At 66.7% G+C, this 18789-nt stretch carries 17 protein-coding genes; 7 read left to right on the top strand and 10 right to left on the bottom strand.

The features are described 5' to 3' along the window. Positions 1–21 precede the first annotated feature (21 nt). From FJU11_RS08820 to FJU11_RS08810, 3 genes are all read right to left on the bottom strand, one after another. A complete protein-coding gene (locus tag FJU11_RS08820) occupies positions 22–1023 on the bottom strand; it encodes a 4-hydroxyproline epimerase (RefSeq protein WP_141166678.1) in 1002 nt (333 codons plus the stop codon). Between the two features lie 4 nt (positions 1024–1027). Then, positions 1028–2275, bottom strand: coding sequence for an NAD(P)/FAD-dependent oxidoreductase (locus FJU11_RS08815; RefSeq protein ID WP_141166677.1), 1248 nt, complete (start codon positions 2273–2275; stop codon positions 1028–1030). A gap of 89 nt (positions 2276–2364) precedes the next feature. Beyond that, positions 2365–3303: a dihydrodipicolinate synthase family protein gene (locus tag FJU11_RS08810; protein ID WP_141166676.1), complete on the bottom strand. Its 939-nt coding sequence runs from the start codon at positions 3301–3303 to the stop codon at positions 2365–2367. 217 nt (positions 3304–3520) lie between these two features. Between FJU11_RS08810 and FJU11_RS08805 the strand changes: the two genes are divergently transcribed. Both FJU11_RS08805 and FJU11_RS08800 read left to right on the top strand, forming a co-directional pair. After that, positions 3521–7150: a hydantoinase B/oxoprolinase family protein gene (locus FJU11_RS08805; protein ID WP_141166750.1), complete on the top strand. Its 3630-nt coding sequence runs from the start codon at positions 3521–3523 to the stop codon at positions 7148–7150. Positions 7151–7326: 176 nt separating this feature from the next. Next, positions 7327–7641 carry an antibiotic biosynthesis monooxygenase family protein gene (locus FJU11_RS08800; protein WP_141166675.1) on the top strand — a complete coding sequence of 105 codons (315 nt, stop codon included), beginning with the start codon at positions 7327–7329 and terminating at the stop codon, positions 7639–7641. A gap of 38 nt (positions 7642–7679) precedes the next feature. Here the strand turns inward: FJU11_RS08800 and FJU11_RS08795 are convergent, their stop codons facing one another. Next, the gene (locus FJU11_RS08795; RefSeq protein WP_141166674.1) at positions 7680–8924 is read right to left on the bottom strand and encodes a DNA recombination protein RmuC; all 1245 of its coding nucleotides are present in this window, start codon (positions 8922–8924) and stop codon (positions 7680–7682) included. A 115-nt stretch (positions 8925–9039) separates the two neighbouring features. On the opposite strand from FJU11_RS08795, the gene def reads away from it, so the two are divergent. From def to truA, 3 genes are read left to right on the top strand one after another with little or no spacing between them, the layout of a single operon-like run. Further along, positions 9040–9564 (top strand): peptide deformylase, encoded by a 525-nt coding sequence (gene def, locus FJU11_RS08790; RefSeq protein ID WP_141166673.1) that lies wholly within the window; start codon positions 9040–9042, stop codon positions 9562–9564. A 37-nt stretch (positions 9565–9601) separates the two neighbouring features. After that, a complete protein-coding gene (gene fmt, locus FJU11_RS08785; RefSeq protein ID WP_141166672.1) occupies positions 9602–10552 on the top strand; it encodes a methionyl-tRNA formyltransferase in 951 nt (316 codons plus the stop codon). Positions 10553–10562: 10 nt separating this feature from the next. Continuing rightward, positions 10563–11381, top strand: coding sequence for a tRNA pseudouridine(38-40) synthase TruA (truA, locus tag FJU11_RS08780; RefSeq protein WP_141166671.1), 819 nt, complete (start codon positions 10563–10565; stop codon positions 11379–11381). Positions 11382–11393: 12 nt separating this feature from the next. Here truA and FJU11_RS08775 read toward each other — a convergent pair whose 3' ends face one another. From FJU11_RS08775 to dapE, 3 genes are all read right to left on the bottom strand, one after another. Further along, positions 11394–12005 carry a DUF1236 domain-containing protein gene (locus FJU11_RS08775; RefSeq protein ID WP_141166670.1) on the bottom strand — a complete coding sequence of 204 codons (612 nt, stop codon included), beginning with the start codon at positions 12003–12005 and terminating at the stop codon, positions 11394–11396. A 208-nt stretch (positions 12006–12213) separates the two neighbouring features. Then, complete coding sequence (locus FJU11_RS08770; RefSeq protein ID WP_141166669.1) at positions 12214–12804, bottom strand: hypothetical protein; 591 nt, start codon at positions 12802–12804, stop codon at positions 12214–12216. Next, positions 12804–13988 carry a succinyl-diaminopimelate desuccinylase gene (dapE, locus tag FJU11_RS08765; RefSeq protein ID WP_141166749.1) on the bottom strand — a complete coding sequence of 395 codons (1185 nt, stop codon included), beginning with the start codon at positions 13986–13988 and terminating at the stop codon, positions 12804–12806. Before dapE ends, FJU11_RS08770 begins: the two co-directional genes overlap by 1 nt. Before the next feature lie 234 nt (positions 13989–14222). On the opposite strand from dapE, the gene FJU11_RS08760 reads away from it, so the two are divergent. Beyond that, entirely contained in the window at positions 14223–15365 is a 1143-nt protein-coding gene (locus FJU11_RS08760) for an AI-2E family transporter (protein ID WP_181408108.1), read from the top strand. 55 nt (positions 15366–15420) lie between these two features. On the opposite strand, the gene FJU11_RS08755 is transcribed toward FJU11_RS08760, so the two are convergent. The 3 genes from FJU11_RS08755 to FJU11_RS08745 all read right to left on the bottom strand — a co-directional run bounded on the left by FJU11_RS08755 (position 15421) and on the right by FJU11_RS08745 (position 17872). Further along, a complete protein-coding gene (locus FJU11_RS08755; protein ID WP_141166667.1) occupies positions 15421–15702 on the bottom strand; it encodes a sulfurtransferase TusA family protein in 282 nt (93 codons plus the stop codon). Continuing rightward, positions 15671–16816, bottom strand: a complete 1146-nt coding sequence (locus FJU11_RS08750; RefSeq protein ID WP_141166666.1) for a L,D-transpeptidase family protein — start codon at positions 16814–16816, stop codon at positions 15671–15673. Before FJU11_RS08750 ends, FJU11_RS08755 begins: the two co-directional genes overlap by 32 nt. A 198-nt stretch (positions 16817–17014) precedes the next feature. Continuing rightward, complete coding sequence (locus FJU11_RS08745) at positions 17015–17872, bottom strand: methyltransferase domain-containing protein (RefSeq protein ID WP_141166665.1); 858 nt, start codon at positions 17870–17872, stop codon at positions 17015–17017. Between the two features lie 74 nt (positions 17873–17946). Between FJU11_RS08745 and FJU11_RS08740 the strand changes: the two genes are divergently transcribed. Next, positions 17947–18729: a ComF family protein gene (locus tag FJU11_RS08740; RefSeq protein WP_141166664.1), complete on the top strand. Its 783-nt coding sequence runs from the start codon at positions 17947–17949 to the stop codon at positions 18727–18729. Positions 18730–18789 lie beyond the last annotated feature (60 nt).

Raw genomic sequence — 18789 nt, 5'->3', positions numbered from 1 at the left:
CGCCGAAGACGCGCTTGAAGGTCAGGTCAGCGAGAAGCCGTGGGCGTAGGGGTCGCGGTCGTCGATGAAGATGGTGTTGATGCCGGTCTGGCATGCCCAGCCGCCGATCGACGGGACGATGGCGTCGAGATCGCCGACCTTCGTTGCTTCTTCCACCCGTCCTTCGAAGAGCGAGCCGATGATGCTTTCGTGGACGAAGGCGTCGCCGGGCGAAAGCCGGCCGTCGGCTGCCCATTGCGCCATGCGCGCGGAGGTTCCGGTGCCGCAGGGCGAGCGGTCGATCGCGCGCTTGCCGTAGAAGACGGCGTTGCGCGCTGTGGCGCCGGGCACGGTCGGCCGGCCCGTCCACAGGATATGCGTAACCCGGTCGATGCCGGCGTTTTCCGGATGGGCGAAGCTGTAGGCCTCGTTGAGGGCCGTCCGCAGCTTCGGGCTCCAGCGCACGAGATCGCCGGCATCGACGTCGGCGATGTCCCCGAAGGCGTCCTGCGGATCGACGATCGCGTAGAAATTGCCGCCATAGGCGACGTCGACGACGAGCGTGCCGAGTTCGTCGATCGCGACCTCCAGGCCGCGGCGGTAGAGGAAGGACGGCACGTTGGTAATGCGCACGTCGGTGACGTGCTCGCCTTCCTGCCGGTAGGTCGCGGTGACGAGGCCGGCCGGCGTGTCGAGCCTGACGACGCCGGGTGTCTTCGGTCGGATCAGGCCGTTTTCGAGGCCCATTGTCACCGTGCCGATCGTCCCGTGGCCGCACATGAAGAGGCAGCCGGACGTCTCGATGAAGAGAACGGCGACATCGCAATCGTCGCGCGTCGGCGGGTAGAGGATCGATCCGGACATCATGTCGTGGCCGCGCGGCTCGAACATCAGGCCGGTGCGGATCCAGTCGTATTCGGCAAGGAAGTGCGCGCGCCGTTCGAGCATCGTGTCGCCGGTGAGATGCGGTCCGCCGCCGGCAACAAGGCGCACCGGATTGCCGCAGGTATGGCCGTCGAGACAGGTGAAGGTGGAACGGGCCATGGCATCAGAACCTTTGCGGCGAAAAGGGTTCAAGGTCGATCGCGGGCTTGCGCGCGCACAGGCAGTCGGCGACGAGCCGGCCGGCGGCGGCCGACTGGGTGAGCCCGAGATGGCCGTGACCGAAAGCATAGACCACGTTCGGGCTCGTGCGCGAGGGGCCGATCGCCGGCAGGCTGTCGGGCAGGGACGGGCGGTGGCCCATCCATTCGCGCCCTTCCGCATCATCGAGCCCGGGCAGGAGGCCTTGCGCGACGCGCATCATGGCCTTGGCGCGGTCGTAGTTCGGCGGCCGGTCGAGCCCGCCGAGTTCCACCGCGCCGCCGACGCGCAGGCCGTTCGACAGCGGCGTTATGACGAAGCCTTGCGCGGAGAAGATGAGCTGGCGGCGCAGGTCGAAGGCTGTAGAGGGAAGGGTGGTGTTGTAGCCGCGTTCGGTCTCGAGCGGGATGCGGTCGCCGAGCGTGGCGGCGAGCGGGCGCGACCATGCGCCGGCGGCCAGAACCGCCCCGCGTGCGCTCAGCGTGGTGCCGCCGGCAAGGATGACGCGCACACCGTCATCGGTCGGCTCGAGTGCTTTCACCGGCTCTTCGCGCAGCGTGGCGCCGTGTTCGAGCACATGACGGCCGATCGCGCTGGCGAATTCGTAGGGTTCGCTCACCGTCTCCCAATCGGGAACGAAGGTGCCGGCGGCGATGCGTGGCGAAAGCCCCGGCTGAAGTTCGGCAAGGCGCGAGCCGCGCACATGCTCGAAGGCGATGCTTTCGGCCTCGCGCCGGCGCCAGTCGGCTTCGCTCGCGCGCAGCTCGGCTTCGCTCTCGTAGAGTTCCAGCGATCCGTCGCGGCGGATCATCGACGACAGGTCGCAGGCTTCGACGAGCTCGCCCATCTCGCTGCGTGCCAGACGCATCATGGCAGCCTGCGCGGCGATCGCGCGTTCGACCCGGTCCGGCCAGCCGGCGCGCCAGAAACGCACGAGCCACGGCAGGATGCGCGGCAGGTAGGCCGGCGGGATGGAAAGCGGACCGAGCGGATCCATCAGCCATTTCGGCGCCTTCAGGATCATGCCGCGGGTCGCCATCGGCACGATGTCGGAAAAGGCGAGCGCCGCGGCGTTGCCCGTGCTGGTGCGCCGGGCAATGCCGCTCGGGTCGACGAGCGTTACCGACCGGCCCGCCCGCTGCAGCTTGTGCGCCGCGGCAAGACCGACGATGCCGGCGCCGACGACGACCACGTCTTCACTCCGCTCCGCCATTCGATCCGGTCATCCGCGCTTTCGGAAGGAATGGCATGGACCGGGGCGTGCGAGGGCTTCGCCGTCGGCCTCGCCGCTGAAGGATAACGTCAAGTCTCTTCGTTCCATGCGGCATACCAGCGGAGGAAGAGGGCGTACTGCGCCTCGACATAGGTGCGCTGCGCGTCGCTCAGGCGGTCCGTCTCGTTGAAGTGCAGTTCGTATTCCTTTTCGCCGTTCAGCACCATCAAGTGCTTGTAGAAGAGGACGAGATCCGGTCCCTCGTCGAAGGAGGAGAGTACGGCGAGCGCCTCGTCGAGTTCCCTGGCGTGCCGGCGGGCCACCGGATCGCCGTCCGCGGCCTTCCGGCAGAGGTCGACGAGGTGGAGCACCGCCTTCGGCAGCGCATTGCCGATGCCGGTGATCGCGCCGCCGGCACCGCAATTGACGAAACCGTGGAAGACGTTCGTGTCGACGCCGATCATCAGCGTCAGGTCGTCGCGCGCCGAGGTGATGGTCTCGGCCGCATAGCGCAGATCGTCGGCGCCGCCGAATTCCTTGAAGCCGACGAGGTTCGGGTGTTCGGCATTCAACGCGAAGAAGAGATCGGCGCGGGTCGCAAAGCCATAATAGGGGCTGTTGTAGATGACGGCCGGCAGGTCGGGTGCGGCGGAAAGAACGGCCTTGAAATGTGCTCTCTGCGCCTCGGGCGAACTGCCGCGCGATAGCACGCGCGGGATCACCATCAGGCCGCCCGCGCCGACCTCACTTGCATGGCGGGAAAGCGCGACGGCGCTCGCCGTATTGACCGCGCCGGTGCCGACGATCGTCGGAACGCCGGCGGCGACGAGCCGTGCAACGCCTTCCATGCGGTCTTGGTCGGAAAGCAGCGGCCAGTCGCCCATCGAGCCGCAATAGACGACGGCGGACATGCCGGCATCGATCAGCTCGCGGCCCTTGCGCACGAGCGCCTCGAAATCCGGCCGGCGTTCGGCGGTGCACGGCGTCATCAGGGCCGGAATGCATCCGGAAAAAATGGTTTCGCTCATTCGGTGGGTCTTCCAGCTGTCGTGCGCAGCAAGCGCGAAGGGCGACGGGTCTCGTCCGGCAATGCCGATCCGACCGGGACGGAATGCGATCAGACGAAGCCTAGGGCGTTTCGTTGCGCTCTCCAACCCTTACCATGGCGAAGGCGAACGGCGAGATGGAAGCGTTCGATCTTTGGCGATAGGTTCGATGTCGGTTTCGGTGAAGACGGGGTATCGCATGCAAGGACGATGGGATTTCTGGATCGACCGTGGCGGCACCTTCACCGACGTGATCGGGCGGGACCCGAACGGCGCGCTGCATCCGAAGAAGCTGCTTTCGGAAAATCCCGGCGCTTACGACGATGCGGCGATCCAGGGCATTCGCGACCTGCTCGGCGTCGGCCACGACGCGGCGATGCCGGCCGCACGGATCGGCACCGTCAAGATGGGAACGACGGTCGCGACGAACGCGCTGCTCGAACGGCGCGGCGAGCGCACGCTGCTCTTGATTACCCGTGGCTTCCGCGATGCGCTGAAGATCGCCTACCAGGCGCGCCCCGACATTTTCGCCAAGGAGATCGTGCTGCCCGAACAGCTCTACGAACGCGTGATCGAAGTGGACGAGCGCGTGCTGGCCGACGGCACGGTCGAGCGCGCGTGCGATCTCGAAGCGCTGCGCCCGGAACTCGCCGCCGCGCGTAAGGCCGGCATCGAGGCTGCGGCGATCGTCTTCATGCATGCCTGGATGGTGCCCGAGCACGAGCGGCAGGTCGCAGGCCTCGTGCGCGAGGCGGGCTTTGCGCAGGTCTCGGCGAGCCACGAGGCCTCGTCGCTCGCCAAGATCGTCGGGCGTGGCGATACGACGGTGGTGGACGCCTATCTCTCGCCGATCCTGCGGCGCTACGTCGAGCACGTGGCGAACGAACTCGGCACCACGCTCGGCGAGGAGGCCGGGCCGGCGCTACAGTTCATGATGTCGTCCGGCGGGCTGACGGCGGCCGAGCGTTTCCAGGGCAAGGACGCCATCCTGTCCGGCCCCGCAGGCGGCGTCGTCGGCATGGCCGAGACGGCACGGCTTGCCGGCTTCGACAAGGTCATCGGCTTCGACATGGGCGGCACCTCGACCGACGTCGCCCATTACGACGGCGACCACGAGCGCGCCTTCGACACGGAAGTCGCGGGCGTGCGCATCCGAGCGCCGATGATGCGCATTCATACCGTCGCCGCCGGCGGCGGTTCGATCCTGCATGCGTGCGCGGGTCGCTTTTCCGTCGGCCCGGATTCGGCCGGCGCGGACCCCGGCCCGGTCTGTTACCGCCGCGGCGGCAGGCTCGCGCTGACGGATGCCAACGTGCTTCTCGGCAAGCTTCAGCCGGATTTCTTCCCCGCGATCTTCGGACCCGGTCAGGACCAGCCGCTCGACGCCGAGGCCGTGCGTGCGGCGTTCGCCGATTTCACGCGCGCGGCCGGCGACGGCAAGAGCGCGGAAGAGGTCGCCGAAGGTTGCGTGACCATCGCCGTCGAGAACATGGCGAACGCCATCAAGAAGATTTCCGTGCAGCGCGGCCACGACGTCACGCGCTATCTCTTGAACTGCTTCGGCGGTGCCGGCGGCCAGCACGCCTGTCTCGTCGCCGACGCGCTCGGCATGGAATCGATCCTGATCCACCCCTTCTCCGGCCTGCTTTCGGCCTACGGCATCGGTCTTGCGACGCTCTTCGCCACACGCCAGCAGGCGCTCGTCCAGCCGCTTGCAGAGGAAAATCGCGACGATATCGATGCGCTCGCCGAACGGCTGTCGCGCGACGCCGTCGAGGAGATCGCGGCGCAACGGGTGCCCGCCGAGGCGATCGAAGCGCGCGTCCAGCTTCACCTTCGCTACGACGGCACGGACACGCCGCTGACCGTCGACTATCGCGACGGCGATCTCGCGGCGGCCCGAACGGCCTTCGAGGCGGCGCACCGCGCGCAGTTCGGCTTCGTCTATGACGGGCGGGCCGTCATCGTGGAAGCCGTCGCCGCCGCCGCGCGCGATACCCGCGGCGCCGGTGCTCCGGAGCCCGAGCAGGCGCTCGTCGACGACGAACCGGAAGCCGGCGACACGCGGCGCGTCTTTTCCGGCGGCGAATGGCACGACGCTTCGGTCTACCGGCGCGAGGCGCTGAGGCCCGGACATGCGCTCGCCGGCCCGGCGCTCGTCATCGAGGCCAACCAGACGATCGTGGTCGAACCCGGCTGGCACGCCGGGATCAACGCGCGCGGCCACGTGCTGCTGACGCGCAAGGCGAAGAAACGGCGGACCCAGGCGATCGGCACGCGCGAGGCCGACCCGATCATGCTGGAGGTCTTCAACAACCTCTTCATGGCGATTGCCGAACAGATGGGCGTGACGCTGCAGAACACGGCGTCTTCCGTGAACATCAAGGAGCGGCTCGACTTCTCCTGCGCCGTCTTCGACCGAAAGGGCCGGCTCGTCGCCAACGCGCCGCACATGCCGGTGCATCTCGGCTCGATGGACCGGTCTGTCGAGACGATCATCCGCCTCAACAAGGGCGACATGCGCAAGGGCGACGTCTTCGCGCTGAACGCGCCCTACAACGGTGGAACGCACCTGCCGGACATCACGGTCGTCACGCCGGTCTTCGACGAGGGCGGCGAGACGATCCTCTTCTACGTCGCCTCGCGCGGCCACCACGCCGATGTCGGCGGAACGGCGCCGGGCTCGATGACGCCGCTTGCAACGACCGTCGACGAGGAAGGCGTGCTGATCGACAATTTCAAGCTCGTCGACGGCGGCACCTTCCGCGAGGAAGCGCTTCGGACGCTCCTGACCGACCATCCCCATCCGGTACGCAACGTCGAGCAGAACATCGCCGACCTGAAGGCCGAGATCGCGGCGAACGAAAAGGGCGTCGCCGACCTCAAGACGATGATCGCCGATTTCGGACTGGAGGTGGTCGAAGCCTATATGGGCCACGTGCAGGACAACGCCGCCGAAAGCGTCGCGCGGTTGATCGGTGCACTTTCCGACGCGAAGTGCGAATATCCGACCGATACCGGCCAGATCATCCGCGTGAAGATCACGGTCGATCGCGAAAAGCGGCGGGCCAGGGTGGACTTCACCGGCACGTCGGCGGCGGAGAATAACAATTTCAACGCCCCCGAGCCGGTGACGCGGGCCGCCGTGCTCTACTGCTTCCGCGTCATGGTCGAGGACGCGATCCCGATGAACGCCGGTTGCCTGCGGCCGATCGACATCGTCATCCCGGACGGCTCGATGCTGAAGCCCGCCTATCCGGCGGCCGTCGTCGCGGGCAATGTGGAGACGTCGCAGCACGTGACGAACGCCATCTTCGCCGCGCTCGGGGCGATGGCGAACGGGCAGGGCACGATGAACAACCTCACCTTCGGCAACGCGCGCTACCAGTATTACGAGACGATCTGTTCGGGTTCGCCGGCCGGCTATCTCAACGACGGTACCGGCTTTTCGGGAACGGCCGGCGTGCATACGCACATGACGAATTCGCGGCTCACCGACCCGGAAATCCTCGAGATGCGCTTTCCCGTCGTGCTCGAGGATTTTCGTATCCTCGAAGGATCGGGCGGCAGCGGCGCCCATCGCGGCGGCGACGGCACCAGCCGGACGATCCGTTTCCTGGAGCGCATGGACTGCGCGATCCTGTCCTCGCACCGAGACCGGCCTCCATCCGGCATCCGCGGCGGCGGGGACGGGCGGACCGGCCGAACCGAGATCCGCCGCCGCGACGGCACGAGCGAAATCCTGAAGGCCTGCGACCAGACCGTGCTCGAAGCAGGCGACACCATCACGGTCGTCACGCCGACGCCCGGCGGCGCCGGCGGAGACTGAATGCCTGCAGGCGTCCTGTGTGCATCCGGATCGGACGAAAACGCTCGAGGGGCGGAACGGCGTGGCGAGCGGTTGCCGTTTGCCGTCTTCGGTTTTCGTGGTGCGTGGGTTGGCGTGGCGGTCGCGGGCGCTATGCTTGTGACCGAGCTTTGCCGAATGTGAGGAGTGCCCGGACCATGTATGTCGCGATGAACCGATTCAGGGTGAAGCATGGCTTCGAGGACGCCTTCGAGGGGATGTGGCGCAACCGGGAGAGTTCGCTGAAGGAAACGACGGGGTTCCGCGAGTTCCACCTTCTGCGCGGCGCTTCGAACGACGAGGAAGGCTTCACACTCTTCGCTTCGCACACGATCTGGGAAAGCGAGAGCGCCTTTTACGACTGGACCCGCTCGGAAAACTTCCGAAAGGCGCATGCGAGCGCCGGCCAGAGCGAAGTCGAGTATATGGGACCGCCGGTCTTCGAAGGGTTCAACGCCGTCGTCGGCGCCTAGAGACTTTCAGGTTTATACGGAAGCGCTCTCCGCCCAGTTCAGCGAAGCTCGACGGAGCGCAACCGCAGGCGGGGCGCCTCTTCCTCGTCCGCATGGTCTTCGCCTGCGCCGTTCGCATCGGCTTTCGGGCGGTTCTCCTTGAAATCCAGCGCCTCGATGCGGGCGCCGCGCCTGGTCAGCTTTTCCGTCGAGATGACGATCTGCTCGATGTCCTTCTCGCTCTGGCCGAAATGGCTCTGCAGCTTGCGCACGCGATCGTCCAGACGGTTCAGATCGGCCATCAGCTCGCCCACCTCGCCCTGGATGAGATGGGCCTGCTCGCGCATGCGCTGATCCTTCAGGATTGCCTGGATCACCTGGATGGACAGCATCAGGAGCGAGGGCGAGACGATGACGATGCGTGCCTTGTGGGCGCGCTCGACGACCTGGCCGAAGGTCTCGTGCAGGTCAGCGAAGATCGCTTCCGACGGTACGAAGAGGAAGGCGGTATCCTGCGTTTCGCCCTGGATCAGGTATTTTCCAGCGATCGCCCGGATATGCACGTCCATGTCGCGGCGAAAGCGCAGGGCGGCGTTGCGGCGCGCTTCGGCGTGGTCTTCCCCTTCGGCCTCGCGCATGGCGTTCCAGGCCTCGAGCGGAAACTTGGCGTCGATGGCGAGCACCGGCGCGTCGTTCGGCATCTTCACCGTACAATCGGGCCGCGAGCCGTTCGAAAGCGTCGCCTGAAAGGTATAGGCGCCCTTCGGCAGGGCGTCGGCGACGATCGTTTCCATGCGGCCCTGGCCGAAGGCGCCGCGCGTCTGCTTGTTGGCGAGGATCGCCTGCAGGCCGACGACGTCCTTGGCGAGAGACTGGATGTTCGACTGCGCCGTGTCGATGACGGCAAGCCGCTCCTGAAGCTTCGTCAGGTTCGCGTGGGTCGCCTTGGTCTGCTCGCTCATCGAGGTGCCGAGGCGTTCGCTCATGCCGTCGAGCCGTTCGTTGATGGCGCGGTTGAGATCGGCCTGGCGCGAGCCGAAGAGTTCGGCCATCGTCGCCATACGGCCCTGCATCTCCGTCTGGCTGCGTTCGATCGCCGCCATCTGCTCGGCCTCGCGCCCGGCGCGTTCAGTGAGCGTCCTTTCCATCGCCCGCCGGCTGCGCCCTGCGCGTAGCGCCATCACGAGGACGACGGCGAGGAGCGCGATCGCAAGCCCGGAAACGGCTGCGAGCGCCGTCGCCGCGCCTACCGGATGGCCCGCCAGGACGAAGAGGGGCGGCGATGCGCCGAAAGCGGTTTCCATGGTCGGGTCCTCACTGATTCGTCCGGTATGATAAGATCAAACCATGAACATTTCCTAGCCGCGACGCGGGCGCGCCCGAATTGACCTCGCCCGGCTTTGCCCTTACGTGAAGCGCATGACGACGAAGCCGCTCATTCTCCTTCCCGATCCCGTCCTGCGCCAGAAATCCGAACCCGTCGAGCGGGTGGACGGCGAGCTGGACCGGTTCGTATCGGACCTCTTCGAGACGATGTACGACGCGCCGGGCATCGGCCTCGCGGGCATCCAGGTCGGCGTGGCGCGCCGCGTGCTCGTCCTCGACGTGTCGAAGGACGAGGAGGAAAAGAACCCGCTCGTCTTCATCAATCCGCAGATCGTCTCGCGTTCGGACGAGCGGGCGACCTACGAGGAAGGCTGTCTCTCGATCCCGGACTACTATGCCGAGGTGGAGCGCCCCGCCAGCGTGACGGTGCGCCATCTCGACCGGACGGGAACCGAGCGGACGACGGAGGCCGAGGGGCTTCTCGCCACCTGCCTGCAGCACGAGATCGACCATCTCGACGGCGTCCTGTTCATCGACTACCTGTCGAAACTCAAGCGCGACATGGTCGTGAAGAAGTTCACTAAAATGGCCAAGCAGCGCGCCGAGAAAGCCATTTGAACCGCGGCCGGCGCGCCGGATCTAGGGAGTTGCCGGCATGAGCCTGCGCATCGTCTTCATGGGCACGCCGGAATTCGCCGTGCCGACGCTCGCCGCACTCGCCGCCGACGGCCACGACATCGCGGCCGTCTATACGCGGGCGCCGAAGCCGGCCGGCCGGCGGGGGCTCGCGACCGTCAAGGGGCCGGTGCATCGCCAGTCCGAACTCTTCGGCTACGAGATCCGGACGCCGACCTCGCTCAAAGGCGAGGAGGAGCAGCAGGCGTTTCACGACCTGAAGGCGGACGTCGCGGTCGTCGTCGCCTACGGCCTCATCCTTCCCAAACCGATCCTCGAAGCGACGCGCGACGGCTGCTTCAACGCGCATGCCTCGATGCTGCCGCGCTGGCGCGGGGCGGCACCCATCCAGCGTGCGATCATGGCGGGCGACCCCTATACCGGCGTCATGGCGATGAAGATGGACGAAGGGCTCGATACCGGTCCGATCGCGCTCGCGCGGCGCGTCCAGATCCGCGAGAACATGACCTCCGGCGAGCTCCACGACATCATGATGATGGAAGCCGGAAGGGCGATGCGCGAGGCCATGCGCCGGCTCGACCGCGGCGAACTCGAGCTGACGCCGCAGGCCGAGGAGGGCGTGACCTATGCCCGCAAGATCGACAAGGCGGAAAGCCGCATCGACTTCTCCGCGCCGGCTCGGGAAGTGCACGACCATATCCGCGGGCTTTCGCCCTTTCCCGGTGCATGGACCGAGATCGGCAGGGACGGCCACGAGAACGAACGCGTGAAAGTGCTTGCATCGCGCATTGCCGAGGACGCCGAAACGGACGGGCAGGCGCCGGGAACGGTGCTCGACGACGCGCTTACGGTTGCCTGCGGGGAAGGGGCGGTGCGCCTCGTTCGCCTGCAGAAGGCGGGCGGCAAGGCGATGCGCGCGCCGGAGTTTCTGCGCGGCACCTCGCTCGCCAAGGGAAGCCGGATCGGATAGGGCCCGACCCGTGCCGCGCTTCCGCCTGACGGTCGAATACGACGGGACGCCCTATGTCGGCTGGCAGCGCCAGGACAACGGCGCTTCCGTGCAAGGGGCGCTCGAGCGCGCGGTTGCCGGCTTTGCCGGCGAGACTGTGACGATCCGCGGCGCCGGACGCACGGATGCCGGCGTCCACGCGCGCGGACAGGTGGCCCATCTCGACCTCTCGAAGGATTGGCCGGCCGATACGGTGCGTGACGCCACGAACGCGCATCTCAAGCTTGCCGGCGAACGGGTCGCGGTCGTTGCGGCCGAAGCGGTGTGCGAGTCGTTCGACGCGCGCTTTTCGGCGACCCGGCGGCATTATCTCTATCGTATCGTCAACCGGCGTGCGCCGGTCGTCCTCGAACGCGATCGGGCATGGCAGATCGCGCGCCCGCTGGACGTCGATGCCATGCATCGGGCCGCACAGAGCCTCGTCGGCAAGCACGATTTCACGACCTTTCGCTCCGTGCAGTGCCAGGCGAATTCGCCGGTGCGCACGCTCGACCGGCTGAGCGTGACGCGCGTCGGCGAGGCGGTGGAGATCGAAGCCGCGGCACGCAGCTTCCTGCACAACCAGATCCGTTCCTTCGTGGGAACGCTCGTGGAAGTGGGCACCGGGCGCTGGTCGGCGGACGATGTCGAAGCCGCGCTCGCCGCGCGCGAACGCTCCGCCTGCGGACCGGTGGCACCGCCTGCCGGGCTCTACTTCATGCGCGTCGAATACGGCGAGGACCGGCCGGAGGATGCGCCCCAGCCGGGCCCTTTGGCCGCCTCGAACGGCGATGAGAGCGCTTTCGTATAGACCCGAAACGCCCTAGCGGTAGACGTAGACGATCCGCCTCGAGTCCGGGTCGACCACCACCGGCTGGTCGTTGACGTAGGCGTAGTCGTAGTCGCTGTCGGGTACCGGCGCGAGATCGACGGTGTCCGGAATGCCCGCGCCGACCACCACTTCGCCGTCGAGATAGACGGGGTCGCGGCGGTTGTCGACGACATAGGTGCGCACGGTGTCGGGCGGCGGCGGGAAGCTGTCCGTATCGTCGACGCGGCCGATGAGTTCACCGTCGATCGTCGGGTTCGGCGCATCGGCGGGCGCCTCGTAGGTCACCTGCGGCACGCCGAGGGCGTCACGCTCGTCCTCGATCACCACCGTCCTGTTCTCGTAGGTCGCCGTCAGGTACCTGGCGTAGGCCCATCCCTGTCCGCCATCGTAGCTGACGCGGCACCACTGGCTGTTCTGGATGCAGCCGTCGACGGTGACCTCGTCGCCATTCCGGATGACGCCGGAAGCGGCGTATTGCGGGCCGGGGCCCGAACGCACGTTGAGATTGGCCGTGGCCGTCGCGGACGTCGCCGCGAATGCACAGGCCGCGCTGCCGGCGAGCGCGATCGAGACAATGCCGGCACTTGCGAAGAACCTCTTCATCGTCGTTTCTCCAAGGCTCGTCCCTCGCCGACATGAATGCGGAAGACAAAAGCCGGTTCCCGGCAATGCGGGGATGTGGGGATCACGAAACGTGTCGAAGGATTCCGGTTAGAGCGCCGGGCCCGATTAAAGCACGCCCGGCGCCGTAAACCTTTCTCTGGCGCGGCGTTCCCGACGCCAGGCTGAACCAGTCCGGCTGGAAGATGCTCTATCCGGCGACGCCGAGGATGCGCTGCATGAGGCCGCTCAGCGCCAGGGAAACGACGATGCTGACGATCGTCACGAAGGTCGCGCTCGACGCGTCGCCGTCGAAGGAAAGACGGGTGATGCGGAAGAGCAGGAAGACGACGAGGAAGAAGACCGCGATCGAGGCGAGGAGGACGAGATCGTCGCCGCCGGGAAGCACCATGCGCAGCACCGAAGGCAGCGCCAGCGCGTAGGCCGAAAGCGTGCCGAGCCAGTTCGTCGCCACGACAAAACGCGGAAAGTGCCGCTCGACGCCGATCGGACGGGCGATGAGGCCGATGACGACGAGCGGCAGAACCCAGGTCGCGACGTCGATGAAGGCAAGGCGCAGCACGAAGCCGGCACCGGCGTCGGCGCCTTCCACATGCGCGAGATAGGCGTTGCGATAGCTCGCCCAGCTTACCGAGAGGGCCGGCAGCGCATAGAGGATCGACCAGAAGGAGCGCCAGAAGCCGTCCGCGGAAAGGTCGAGCCACGCGAACCCGTCCGTTCGCTTGCGGGCGAGGAGCAGCACGCCGTTCAGATAGGCTTCGACGTCGTAGAGCGTCGGCATCAGGCGAACCAGTGCACGATGAAGTCCATGTAGACGCGCGTCAGCGCCTCGAGGTCGGAAAGGGGGACGCGTTCGTCGACCTTGTGCATGGTCTGGCCGACGAGACCGAACTCGACGACGGGGCAGTAGTCCTTGATGAAGCGCGCATCGGAGGTGCCGCCGGTCGTCGAAAGTTCCGGCGTTCGCTCAAGCGTGCGCTCGACGGCACCGGCGAGCGTTTCGACGAGCCGGTCGTCGCGGGTAAGGAAGACGGGGCTGATACGGCCGACCCAGTCGAGCCGATAGGAAAGGGCGCCGCGCTCGCCGCGTCCGGTGATGCCTTCGGCGGCGGCCGCGAGGCGACGCTCGATCTCGGTGGCGATCGTCTCGCCGTCCCACACGTCGCAGAAGCGGATGTTGAACCCGGCCGACACGCTGGCGGGAATGACGTTGGTGGACGGATTGCCGACATCGATCGTCGTTACTTCGAGATTGCTCGCCGGAAAGCTGTCCGTGCCCTCGTCGAGCGGCGTCGCGATCAGGCCCGAAAGGAGGGCGAGAAGACCCGGTATCGGATTGTCGGCAAGATGCGGATAGGCGACGTGGCCCTGAACGCCTTCGACCGTGACGCGGCCCGAGATCGACCCGCGCCGGCCGATCTTGATCATGTCGCCGAGCGTCTCGCGGTTGCTCGGCTCGCCGACGAGGGCGGCATCGAAGCGTTCGCCGCGATCGGTCGCCCATTCGAGCAGGCGGCTGGTGCCGTTGATCGACGGCCCTTCCTCGTCGCCGGTGATGACGAGCGAGACGCTGCCGCGCTCGAGCCGGCCCTCCGCTTCGAGGCGAGCAAGGGCTGAGACGAAACAAGCGATGGAGCCCTTCATGTCGACGGCACCGCGACCGAAGAGCTCGCCGTTCGCGACGGTTCCGGCAAACGGCGGATGGGTCCAGGCGGTCTCCCTGCCGGGCGGAACGACATCGGTATGGCCGGCATACATCAGGTTCGGCCCGTTGCGCCCGTGTCGCGCATAGAGGTTTTCGACGTCGGGCGTGCCCTCCGTAGCGAAGACCGGGCGCTCCACCGAAAAGCCGAGCGGGACGAGCATGGATTCCAGAAGCGCAAGCGCCCCGCCTTCGGCCGGCGTGAGCGATGGGCAGGCGACGAGCGCCTGAAGGTTTGCGACTGGATCGGTCGTATCGTGCATGCCTGATTGCCCGGCAAGCGCCGAGAGATCGTTCGGCGCGCTCCAAATCTCTGTTCGCACGTGCGATTTCCGCAAGTCCGTCGCACGCGTCCCGAAATTCGCTCTAACGCATCGAAATGTCACTGTCATTGCAAAAGCGGGATGCGGGCGGAACGGGGGCGGGGCGAACGCGTTCATGGTGACGGAAAGGACCGCCGGTGCTGGCGGTTTGTCGAGGCGATGGACGAGAGGCATGTGGGCGAGACGGTAGAACCCGGGATGGACGAGGGGACGAGGCGACGAACGAAGATGCTCGTGCGCTTCACGGGCGGCATCTTCCTGCTGCTTCTGGTCTACGCGCTTTATTTCGCACGCGACTTCTTCATGCCGGTCGTCCTTTCGGTGCTCCTGGCACTGACGTTCTCGCCGCTCAACCGCTGGCTCATGCGCCGGGGCCTGCCGGCCTTCCTGTCCGCGATGCTCATCGTGTTCACGGTCGTGCTCGTCTTCGGCGGCCTCGGATACGGGCTGAGCGGGCCGATCTCGGGGCTCATCAAGCAGGCGCCGGATATCGCCGACAAGATCCATACCCGCCTCGACGACGTGTCGAACTCTTTGATCCGTGTCAGCGAAGCGTCCAAGCAGGTGGAAAAGGCGGCTTCGACGGCGAGCGACCCGACGGTACAGAAGGTGACGATCGCCCAGCCCGGCATCCTTTCGCGCGCGACGGGCAACCTGCTTTCGATCGGCACGACGATCGTGCTGACGATCGTGCTGACGCTCTTCCTGTTGGCCTCGGGGCTGCTCTTCTACGAAAAGATCATCCAGTCGTTTCAACTGCTCAGCGACAAGAAACGGGCGTTGCGCATCGCTCACGACGTGGAACGCGAGATCTCGCGCTACCTCTTCACGATCTTCCTGATCAATTGCGGGCTCGGGCTGTGCGTCGGTCTCGCGCTGTGGCTGACGGGCTTTCCGAGCCCGGTCGTCTTCGGGGTCATCGCGGCGGTCGTGAACTTCCTGCCCTATGTCGGCGCGTTCGCCGGCGTCGCGGCGGTCGCATTGATCTCCGTCGCGCACTTCGCAACCATCGGCGCGGCGCTCCTGCCACCGCTCGCCTATCTGGCGCTCACCACCGTCGAGGGCCAGATCGTCACGCCGACGGTCGTCGGCAGGCGGCTCGAGATCAACGCCGTCGCGGTGTTCCTAGCGGTTGCGTTCTGGGGTTGGCTCTGGGGCGTGGCGGGCGCGTTGATGGCGGTGCCGCTGCTCGTCTTCGTGAAGGTCTTCTGCGACCATTTCGACGAGCTGCGCGGCTTCGGCAACTTCCTCGCGATCGAGCAGGCGGACCCGCGACCCGACGACGTTCTCGAAACGCGGATCGAACAGGGACGCTGAGCCAGCGGCGAACAACGGCGATCTGTTCCGATCGCCGTTACGTCCGCGCCCAACCTTATGCTTCGGCCGGTCGACCCGTACCGCGTTCGATCAGGAAGCGGTGCCCGCCTTCCGTGGTTCGTGTGTCGAGAAGCGTATGGCCGTCCTGCGTGCACAGATGCGGGATATCGATGCCGGCGAGCGGGTCGCTCGTCTCGACGATCAGCCGTTCGCCCGGTCGCATGTGCGAAAGCCGGCGCCTCGTCTTCAGCGCCGGCAGGGGGCATTTCAATCCCCGAAGGTCGTAGAGGAGGGCCTCGGCGGCCCTACCAGAGCTTCCAGAAGGGCTTCTTGTCATCGGCCGGCTTCGCCTGCACCGGCGAGGTCGTCGGTGCCGCCTGCCGGGTTTGTGGTGCGCCGATGCTGCCGGTGGTCATGCCGGCCTCCGCCATGGCCCGTCCGGCGTCGGAGCCGTTCGAACCCGGCATCAGCGAGGAAATGAACGAATTCGCGGCCTGGCGGGACTGGGCCTTGCGCTCGGCGGCGGCGACTTCGCGCTGCGCGCGCGCATCCTCCACGGCCTGCTTGCGCTCGGCGATCATCTGCTTCTGCGTCGCGTCGGCCTTCTGTTCGGCAACGGCCTGCTCGTAGGCGGTGTCGTATTGCTGCTCGTAGGAAGAGTAGGCGGTGCGCAGCGTATCCGGCGTCTTCATCGAGGGGCAGGCGGCCGTCGCGACGAAGGGGCTGTCGTCCATCACCTGCTGGTTGAAGACGTATTTGCGGTCGCACACCTCGACGTCCGGCGGACGCTTGGTGATCTCGAAATAGTCGTAGCCGACCTTCAGCATCTTCCAGAATTCGAAATTCGGGTTCGTGCGGTGCTTGGCCATGTTCGCCGGCGTCATGCGGAACGGGAAGGCCTCGACCTGGAAGGACCGCTGGCCACCGCGGAAGGCGTCGCGCGCGAAGGCGTAGATCTGCGCCACGTTCTCGTCGGTCATCGAATAGCAGCCGGCCGAGGAACATGCGCCGTGGATCATGATGTTGGAGCCGGTGCGGCCCTGCGATTCATCGTAATTGTTCGGGAAGCCGATGTTGAACGAGAGATAGTAGCTCGAATTCGGGTTCATCTGCGCGGGCTTGATCAGATAGAAGCCTTCCGGCGCCTGACGGTCGCCCTCCTTCAGCTTCGGCCCGAGCTTGCCCGACCAGGCGCAGATCTCGTAGTCGGCGACCTTGCCGTAGGTGCCGTCGCCCTTCTGCTTCCAGACCTCGAGCACGCCCTCTTCCTTGAAGATGCGCATCATGATGGGCGACGTCTTCGACATGTCCTTCTCGTGCATCGTCGCGACGATGGACTGCGGAAGGGGTTCGTTCGCCTTCTTGGCTACGGACGTGAGAACGTCGTCGTTGCAGCCGGCGATCATCGCCAGCGCACATGAAACGATCAGAATACGGAACATCGACCTCATCGTGCCACCACCTGTATGGAAACCGGATGCCGCGCCCCTTGCGGCTTCAGGGATTTCCCCGCGTTCGACACTGACACGCGGATGGTTACCGAAATGTTGAGAGGCGTCCCCCGACGCGTCGCGATCAAGAAAGAATTGAGAAGGAAAACCGCCGTCCTGTCAAGTCGTTGACCGGTGGAGCCGTTCGTACGGGCGATGTCAGCGCTTCAGCGGAAGTTCCCGCGTGTTGAGCGCTTCGGCGAGGCGCGTGGTCGCCGAACCCGGCTTGGCCGGCTTCTGCTGGCTCTCGTGCGGCTTCCAGCCGGAAAGGTGCACGAAAGAGAAGGTTGCGCGGATGCGCCCGTCGGGATCGGCGTAACGCTCGGCGTAGAGTTCGCCGGCGCGCTGGAAGAAGGCACGGGGAACGGGCTTGCGGCTGCGGCCGTGGAGCGGGTTCGCCATGCCCATGGCGCGCAGGTCCAGCATCAGGTCGAAGATCGTGTCGTAGCGCACCGTCCGCGTCTCGACGTCGCTGACCGGCAGCGCGAAGCCCGCGCGCTGGAGGAGCGAGCCGTAGTCGCGCACCTCGCCGAAGGGAATGACGCGCGGACTGGCGCCACCCATCACCTCCGCCTCTGCCGCGATCAGGCAGTCGCGCAGCTCGGCAAGCGTTCCCGCACCCGGAATGGCGGCGAGGAAGAGGCCGTCCGGCTTCAACGCGCGCTGGATCTGGACGAGGACGCCCGGCGTGTCGTTGACGAGATGCAGGCTCATCGCGGAAGCGACGAAGTCGAACGCGTTCTCGGCAAGGCCGACGCGTTCGCTCCCTTCCAGGTCGCTTTCGAGCGGACCGGTCTCGACGCTTTCGACATTGTCGGTTTTCGCGATCGCGGCGGAAAGCACGCCGGCGGCATCGTCGAGGACGGCGGCGCGTTCGAAGCGCCGTTCGACCGCCGACAGGCGCTCGGCGATGTCCTCGGCGACGTGACGCAGAAGGAAATCGGCGTCCGAAGCGCCACCGGCCGTCGCCCGGCGTCGGTTGGCGGTGACGAGATCACGATCGAAAACGGGTTCCACGGGCTGTCTCCGTTCCGGTTCGCCATCGCATAGAAGGCGCAGACCCGCTATTGTCAATGCCTGGGGGCAGGGCGATGGACGAGCACGAAGCGCGCGATCGGGGCGCATGGGAGCGAACCGGCCGCGGTGTGCGGGGCGTGCTCGGTGCCATGCGCGACGTCGTCTTCCCGCCGGTCTGCCTCGGTTGCGGAGCGCGCACCGCCGGTCACGGGGCGCTCTGCACGCAGTGCTGGTGCGGGCTCTCCTTCATCGAGGAGCCGGTCTGTCCCGTCATGGGAACGCCGTTTTCCCACGAGATGGGACCGGGCATCGTCTCGCCCGCGGCACTCGCCGATCCGCCGCGTTTCGACCGCGCGCGGTCGGCGCTCGCCTATACGGGGGCGGCGCGCGACCTGGTGCGCGGACTGAAGTACCGCGACCGGACCGATCTCGCGCCGACCATGGCGGCATGGATGATGCGGGCATGCGCGACGATGCTGGCGGAAGGCGATGCAATCGTTGCCGTACCACTCCACCGCGGACGGCTTTTTGCGCGCGGTTTCAACCAGTCGGCCGAGCTCGCCCGCGCGCTTGCCCGTCGCGCGGGCGTCGAATTCCTGCCGGCGGCACTCGTGCGCAAGCGCGCGACGCGCCAGCAGGTCGGCCTGACGCTCGCCGAGCGCAGGACCAATGTGCGCGGGGCCTTCGCCGTTTCGCAAAATTGCCTGCCGATGATTGTCGGGCGGCGGATCATTCTCGTCGACGACGTCTATACGACCGGCGCCACGGTCGATGCCGCGACGCTGGCCCTGCGGCGAGCGGGCGCCGCTGCGGTCGACGTCGCGACCTTTGCAAGGGTGCTCGACGACCATATATGAGCGGCAATGATCGAAACGACGGCGCGCGGACATCGATCCCGTCGCCCGCAGGACGGAGCC

It is taken from the genome of Pararhizobium mangrovi (assembly GCF_006516965.1).
Lineage (GTDB): Bacteria > Pseudomonadota > Alphaproteobacteria > Rhizobiales > Rhizobiaceae > Pararhizobium_B > Pararhizobium_B mangrovi.
Note: the sequence above shows the minus strand (reverse complement) of the source record. Positions and strands in the feature narration are given on the sequence as shown.